Raw genomic sequence first — 6,418 nt, 5'->3', positions numbered from 1 at the left:
TGTAAATTGGTGGAATTTGTGTTTAAGAAATTATCTAACTTTCTAATTGACAAATTATCTAATTAATTCTCTTCGTCTTCAGTATTATGCGATTTCACATACGTACGCCATTTTTCAATACAATCCTGAAAATCCTGCGGTAACTCTGTATCAAAACGCATCATTTCTCCCGTATTTGGGTGAACAAAACCAAGCGTTTTAGCATGCAATGCCTGACGCGGCAAAGCTTTAAAGCAATTTTCAATAAACTGTTTGTATTTTGTAAACGTAGTTCCTTTCAAAATCAAATGTCCGCCGTAACGTTCGTCATTAAATAACGGATGTCCGATATGTTTCATGTGCGCACGAATTTGGTGCGTTCTTCCAGTTTCCAGTTTGCAGGAAATCAAAGTAACGTAACCAAAACGTTCTAAAACTTTATAATGCGTAATTGCCGGTTTACCAATTTCAGGATCAGCAAAAACAGCCATTTGCATGCGGTCTTTTAAATGTCTGGCAAGGTTTCCTTCAATTGTTCCGCTTTCTGCCGCAACATTTCCCCACACAAGCGCAATATATTCACGTTCTGTAGTTTTAGCTTCAAATTGTTTCGCTAAATGTGTCATTGCTGCTTCCGTTTTGGCAACTACCAAAAGTCCAGAAGTATCTTTATCAATTCTGTGCACCAAACCAGGACGCTCGCTGCTGTTCATTGGCAGATTATCAAAATGATGTGCCAAAGCATTTACAAGAGTTCCAGTGTAATTTCCGTGACCCGGATGCACCACCATTCCCGGCTCTTTATTGATTAATAAAAAGGCATCATCTTCATACACAATATTAATCGGAAGGTCTTCCGGCAGAATATGGTTTTCATAAGGCGGATGCGATAACATAACCGTAATCACATCAAAAGGTTTTACTTTATAATTTGATTTTACCGGAATATCATTTACAAAAATATTTCCGTCAGTTGCCGCGTTCTGAATTTTGTTACGCGTAGCATTCTGAATCAAATTCAGTAAATATTTGTCAATACGTAAAAACGCCTGACCTTTTGGGACTTCAAATCTGTAATGCTCGTATAATTCGTCTTCCAGATCTAAATTTTCTTCAATATTATTGTTCATCTTTTGGGGTTTCTGCAGGCACTGCTGTACTATCTGCTGCCTGACTATCATCTACATAACTCGCTTTTCCGTCACCTAAAACCAAATCAATTTTAGACGCTTTCAAAACACGGTCTCCTACTTTTAAATTTCTTCCTTTTAAACGCATTTCCAAAACCATATCTTTTCCAAGATTCGGAATATAAGTAATCGTTCCCGGCTCAAGTCCTAAAGCTTTTAAAGTTGGAACCGCTTCACGATATGTTTTTTCAATTAAATCAGGAATTTTCACAGACGAAAATCCCGAAGAATTAATTTTAATATATATTTTTCTTCCTACTTTAACTTTAGTTCCCGGCAGCGGATCCTGCTCTACAACACTATATTTCGGAAATTCACTTCGGTAATCAACACTATCCAAAAGTACATAATCTAAGTCCAGCTCATCCAGTTTTTCTTCAACTTGTTCTTCAGTCAGTCTGGCTAAATTAGGAACAGCAATTTCGTGTCCGTGATCAGTTGTAAAAGTCAACCAATGCATAAACAAATAAACCAAAACCGCAACAATAGCAGCCGCACTTAATACCTGCAAGAAAAATACTCGGCTAGTTAAATACTTACGTAAACTCATAAATTTATTTTTAGTTGTCGCAAAGATAAAGTATTTCATTTCAAAAAAAATGATAATTTTGTTTAAAACAATAAACTCCTCAATTAGGTGTATAAGCCTAGTGAATGCTGGATGTAATTGGCACACAGATTTTACAGATTCAAACAGATTTCAAAAAAATAATTCGTGAAAATTCGTGAAATTCGTGGCGAAAAACCTGAAACCTGAAACAAAGAAAACCTGAAACAAAATATAAAACAAAACATATAAATGAAAAACATTGCCATCATCATGGGCGGATATTCAAGCGAATATAAAATCTCGCTTATCAGCGGAAACGTTGTGTACCAATATCTTGACAAAACAAAATACAACGGATTCCGAGTTCATATTTTTAAAGAAAAATGGGTTTATGTAGACGCAAACGACGCCGAATTCCCAATTGACAGAAATGATTTTTCTGTAACGGTAAATGGAGAAAAAATCACATTTGACTGCGTTTTCAATGCCATTCACGGAACTCCGGGCGAAGATGGATTAATGCAGGCTTATTTTGAATTATTAGGCATTCCGCAATCGTCTTGCGATTATTACCAATCGGCATTGACATTCAATAAAAGAGATTTATTATCTGTTTTAAAACCATACGGAATCAAAACCGCTATTTCTTATTACTTAAATAAAGGCGACGAAATCAATACGCAGGAAATCGTTAAAAAAGTTGGTTTACCATGTTTCGTAAAACCAAACAAAGCGGGTTCAAGTTTCGGAATCTCAAAAGTAAAAACGGAAGCCGAACTTCCAATTGCAATTGAAGTAGCTTATAAAGAAGACAACGAAATTATCATAGAAAGTTTTCTTGATGGAACCGAAGTTTCTGTGGGCGTAATTAATTACAAAGGAGAAGTTATCGTTTTACCAATTACCGAAATTGTATCTGACAATGATTTCTTCGATTATGAAGCTAAATACGAAGGTAAATCACAAGAAATCACACCAGCCAGAATCTCTGACGAACTGACAAAAAAAGTGGGAGAAACAGCAAAACGTGCCTACGAAGTTTTAAAAATGAAAGGATTCTCAAGAAGTGAATTCATCATTGTAGACAACGAACCATACATGTTGGAAATGAACACCATTCCGGGTTTAACAACCGAAAGTTTGATTCCGCAGCAAGCAAAAGCAGCCGGAATTTCTCTGGAAGAATTATTTACAAATGCGATTGAACTGGCTTTGGCATAGTTCCTAAGATAGTAAGGTGCTAAGTTTCTAAGATCTTAGCACCTTTATTTTTTTTAATTTATACAACTGTCAGACTGAGCGAAGTCGAAGTCCTTCTCAAGAAATCTCCAAAAAACTTAGTAACTTAGAATCTCAGAACCTTAGCACCTAAAAAAATGAAAGAAATCTTCGAATGGAATAGACTATTTTTTAATGAACTTCCACAAGTTTTTCTTTTGGAAGTAATATTTCGTTCGACAGTAATGTTCACGATTTTACTGCTAACGTTAAAATTGGCTGGTAAAAGAGGTGTAAAACAATTATCGATTTTCGAAACCGTAATCATCATTGCATTAGGTTCTGCTGCTGGCGACCCAATGTTTTATGAAGATGTTGGAATTGCCCCTGCAGCAATTGTATTTTTAGTTATTATCATTCTGTATCGTTCTGTAACATGGCTTACCGGAAAAAGCAAAAAATTTGAAGAGTTTATAGAAGGCAAAACTGAATGTTTAATTAACGACGGAAAATTTTCTGTATCGAGTTTTAAAAAAGAAACTTTGGCACAAGACGAATTTTTCTCAGAACTTCGCGTAAAATCAATCGAACATTTAGGACAGGTAAAACATGCTTTTATTGAACCAAGCGGCGAAATAAGTGTGTTTTTCTACGAAGACAAAGATGTAAAATACGGCTTACCTATTTTACCGGCTTTGTTCAATAAAAAAAATAAAATAATTCCAACAAACGGAATTTACGCCTGTACTTTCTGTGGTCACACACAAGAAGTTCAAAAAGGAACCACAAACTGCGAAATCTGTAAAAAAGACGAATGGGTTTCGGCTATAAAAACGCTTAGAATCACATAAAAATAAACTCAAAACTAAGATTCAGCACAATCCAACGAAAACTTAGAATCTTAGCATCTCAGAACCTTAGAACCTCAAAAAAATGAGAAAAGCAATATTTCCCGGATCATTTGACCCTATTACACTTGGACACGAAGATATTATCAAAAGAGGAATTTCTTTATTTGATGAAATCGTAATTGCCATTGGTGTCAACGCCGAAAAAAAATACATGTTTTCACTTGAAGAAAGAAAACGCTTTATTGAAGAAACTTTTAAAGATGAACCAAAAATTTCAGTAATCACTTATGAAGGATTAACCATAGATTTAGCCAAAAAACTAAAAGCAAATTTCATTTTAAGAGGTTTGCGCAACCCTGCCGATTTCGAATTCGAAAAAGCCATTGCACACACGAACAGACGTCTTTCTAAAATCGAAACGGTGTTTTTATTAACTGCTGCAAAAACGTCTTATATCAGTTCGAGTATTGTTCGTGATGTATTACGAAATGGCGGTGAATATGAATTATTGGTTCCGGATGCGGTTAGAGTACAGAAATAAAGAAGAAACACATTTATGACAGAAGAATTTATAACTTTTGAAAAATTTAACGATAAACATTCTGCGGAAGAACTTGGGCAAATACTAAAAGAAACGAATATTGAATATCTTTTAGAAAACAACTCATTAAGTTTTGATCCGACTTTTGCAAATAACGGTTTTGGTACAGAGTATTGTTTAAAAATTAAGAAAGAAGACTTTAAAAAAGCCAACGAAATATTACTTAAAAAATCTGAAAAAGAGATAAATGAAATTGAAAAAGACTATTATCTTTTTACTTTTTCAGACGAGGAATTAATAGAGGTAGTTTCAAAAAGTGACGAATGGAACAAATTTGATGTTACTCTTGCAAAAAAACTTCTAAAAGAAAAAGGCATAGATATTAGCGAAGAAAGAATCAAAAAGATTGAAGAACAAAGGATATTAGAACTATCTAAACCAGAAGAAAATCATAAAGGTTTTTTAATCTTGGGATATATTTCTGCATTTTTTGGAGGGATATGGGCATTATTTATTGGGTGGCATCTGTTAACTTATAAAAAAACACTTCCAAATGGAAATCGAGTTTATGCATATTCAAAAGAAGACCGAAAACATGGAAACAGAATTTTAATAATAGGAATTATTTTTTCTATTTTATGGCTATTATATTATCTTCTGAAGTAATTTATTTTAATCATTAGAATAATAAACACCAAAATCCATAAACTTGCAAACGAAGCAAATTATAAGTAATTTCGCATTTTTAAAACAAAAAATAAATAATGAGCATCGAAAGAGAATTAAGCAAACGAAGCGGATCTAAATGTGAACTTTGCGGCGCCGAAGAAAACCTAAAAGTATATCAAGTATTACCAACTCAAAAAGGCGGCATTGATGAAGCTATATTAGCTTGTAACACGTGTATTGACCAAATTGAAAATCCTGATAATGTTGATTTAAATCACTGGAGATGTCTAAACGACAGTATGTGGAATGAAAACGTTCCTGTTCAGGTTGTAGCCTGGAGAATGTTAAATCGTTTACGTTCTGCCGGCTGGCCTCAGGAATTACTGGATATGATGTATTTAGACGAAGATACACTAGCTTGGGCACAAGCAACAGGCGAAGGCGAAGATGACGAAAATAAACTGGTTCACCGCGATAGTAATGGCGTTGTTTTACAACACGGAGATTCTGTTGTATTAATTAAAGATCTTAAAGTAAAAGGATCAAGTATGGTTGCCAAACAAGGAACTGCCGTAAGAAACATTCGTCTAGACCACGAAAACGCTGAATACATTGAAGGAAAAGTCGATGGACAGCAAATTGTTATTATTACACAGTACGTTAAGAAAATTTAAAAGTTGCTAAGGTTCTAAGATACTGAGATTCTAAGTTTTTTTGAATACTAAGTGATCTAACCGCAAAGCACGCAAAAGTTAACGCAAAGTTCGCAAAGTTTTTTCCACAAAGCTTTGCGAACTTTGCGCTTTTTAGAAAGCCTTAAATTTAAAAAAAACTTTGCGTGCTTTGCGGTTAAAATCAAGACAACGCTAAGCAACCCTGAATTCTGAAACAAAAAAAAGGCCGTTCAAAAACTGAACGGCCTTTTTAAATATATTGTTTTTGACAACAAATTATTTTTGGAATAATTTGCTGATTTGATCTTTAACTAATGGCTCAGAAACGCTGTTTGTTGCTGCATCTCTATCTTTGCTTGAAACCATAAATTGAACTGTAGCTTTGTCTGGAACAACATTTCCTGTGTAGTGTAACCAAATGTAGTTATTTGGTAACTCTAATTTAATGTCATATAACGGACTCGCTGTAAAACCGCCAATAATAATGTTATATAGGTTAGTATAATCATTATTAACGTTTTTAAAAGAAAATTTTCTCAACGGAGAAGAATCATCATCGTTTAAAATACTTGTGTAGTATACAGTATACTCGTCTCCAATTTTCTGAATGTAGTTGTTATTTACTTTTCCTAATTTCTCTACAGGAACTGTTTCAATAACTTTAATTTGTGCAAACGAAACAAAACTAAAGAACAAAATGGCAATGGTAATAATCTTTTTCATAGTGGATTTGGGGTTTACAATTT

General features: G+C 34.1%; 8 protein-coding genes. 5 read left to right on the top strand and 3 right to left on the bottom strand.

From position 1 onward, the window contains the following. Positions 1-62: 62 nt before the first annotated feature. Positions 63-1,109, bottom strand: a complete 1,047-nt coding sequence (locus tag B3C18_RS25010) for an RluA family pseudouridine synthase (protein ID WP_291153329.1) — start codon at positions 1,107-1,109, stop codon at positions 63-65. Beyond that, positions 1,099-1,719: a PASTA domain-containing protein gene (locus B3C18_RS25005; RefSeq protein ID WP_056206039.1), complete on the bottom strand. Its 621-nt coding sequence runs from the start codon at positions 1,717-1,719 to the stop codon at positions 1,099-1,101. The genes B3C18_RS25010 and B3C18_RS25005 overlap by 11 nt, the downstream gene beginning before the upstream one ends. Before the next feature lie 249 nt (positions 1,720-1,968). Between B3C18_RS25005 and B3C18_RS25000 the strand changes: the two genes are divergently transcribed. From B3C18_RS25000 to B3C18_RS24980, 5 genes are all read left to right on the top strand, one after another. Continuing rightward, entirely contained in the window at positions 1,969-2,940 is a 972-nt protein-coding gene (locus B3C18_RS25000; RefSeq protein WP_291153322.1) for a D-alanine--D-alanine ligase, read from the top strand. A 155-nt stretch (positions 2,941-3,095) separates the two neighbouring features. Next, a complete protein-coding gene (locus B3C18_RS24995; RefSeq protein WP_291153320.1) occupies positions 3,096-3,788 on the top strand; it encodes a DUF421 domain-containing protein in 693 nt (230 codons plus the stop codon). An 82-nt stretch (positions 3,789-3,870) separates the two neighbouring features. Further along, positions 3,871-4,329, top strand: a complete 459-nt coding sequence (gene coaD, locus B3C18_RS24990; protein WP_057122611.1) for a pantetheine-phosphate adenylyltransferase — start codon at positions 3,871-3,873, stop codon at positions 4,327-4,329. A gap of 15 nt (positions 4,330-4,344) precedes the next feature. Continuing rightward, positions 4,345-4,995, top strand: coding sequence for a hypothetical protein (locus B3C18_RS24985; RefSeq protein ID WP_291153313.1), 651 nt, complete (start codon positions 4,345-4,347; stop codon positions 4,993-4,995). Positions 4,996-5,093: 98 nt separating this feature from the next. Next, positions 5,094-5,672, top strand: a complete 579-nt coding sequence (locus B3C18_RS24980; RefSeq protein ID WP_291153310.1) for a PhnA domain-containing protein — start codon at positions 5,094-5,096, stop codon at positions 5,670-5,672. Between the two features lie 276 nt (positions 5,673-5,948). Here the strand turns inward: B3C18_RS24980 and B3C18_RS24975 are convergent, their stop codons facing one another. Then, positions 5,949-6,395 (bottom strand): hypothetical protein, encoded by a 447-nt coding sequence (locus tag B3C18_RS24975; protein ID WP_053473527.1) that lies wholly within the window; start codon positions 6,393-6,395, stop codon positions 5,949-5,951. Positions 6,396-6,418: the final 23 nt, after the last annotated feature.

The sequence above is a fragment of the Flavobacterium sp. UBA7680 genome (assembly GCF_002482975.1).
GTDB lineage: Bacteria > Bacteroidota > Bacteroidia > Flavobacteriales > Flavobacteriaceae > Flavobacterium.
The sequence above is the reverse complement of the archived record's forward strand: the minus strand, read 5'-3'. Positions and strand labels throughout refer to the sequence as shown.

What these genes read in the sequence shown, in the direction of transcription:
- B3C18_RS25010 (WP_291153329.1), bottom strand. Translation starts at nt 1,109, where the DNA reads ATGAACAATAATATTGAAGAAAATTTAGATCTGGAAGACGAATTATAC.
- B3C18_RS25005 (WP_056206039.1), bottom strand. Translation starts at nt 1,719, where the DNA reads ATGAGTTTACGTAAGTATTTAACTAGCCGAGTATTTTTCTTGCAGGTA.
- B3C18_RS25000 (WP_291153322.1), top strand. Translation starts at nt 1,969, where the DNA reads ATGAAAAACATTGCCATCATCATGGGCGGATATTCAAGCGAATATAAA.
- B3C18_RS24995 (WP_291153320.1), top strand. Translation starts at nt 3,096, where the DNA reads ATGAAAGAAATCTTCGAATGGAATAGACTATTTTTTAATGAACTTCCA.
- coaD (WP_057122611.1), top strand. Translation starts at nt 3,871, where the DNA reads ATGAGAAAAGCAATATTTCCCGGATCATTTGACCCTATTACACTTGGA.
- B3C18_RS24985 (WP_291153313.1), top strand. Translation starts at nt 4,345, where the DNA reads ATGACAGAAGAATTTATAACTTTTGAAAAATTTAACGATAAACATTCT.
- B3C18_RS24980 (WP_291153310.1), top strand. Translation starts at nt 5,094, where the DNA reads ATGAGCATCGAAAGAGAATTAAGCAAACGAAGCGGATCTAAATGTGAA.
- B3C18_RS24975 (WP_053473527.1), bottom strand. Translation starts at nt 6,395, where the DNA reads ATGAAAAAGATTATTACCATTGCCATTTTGTTCTTTAGTTTTGTTTCG.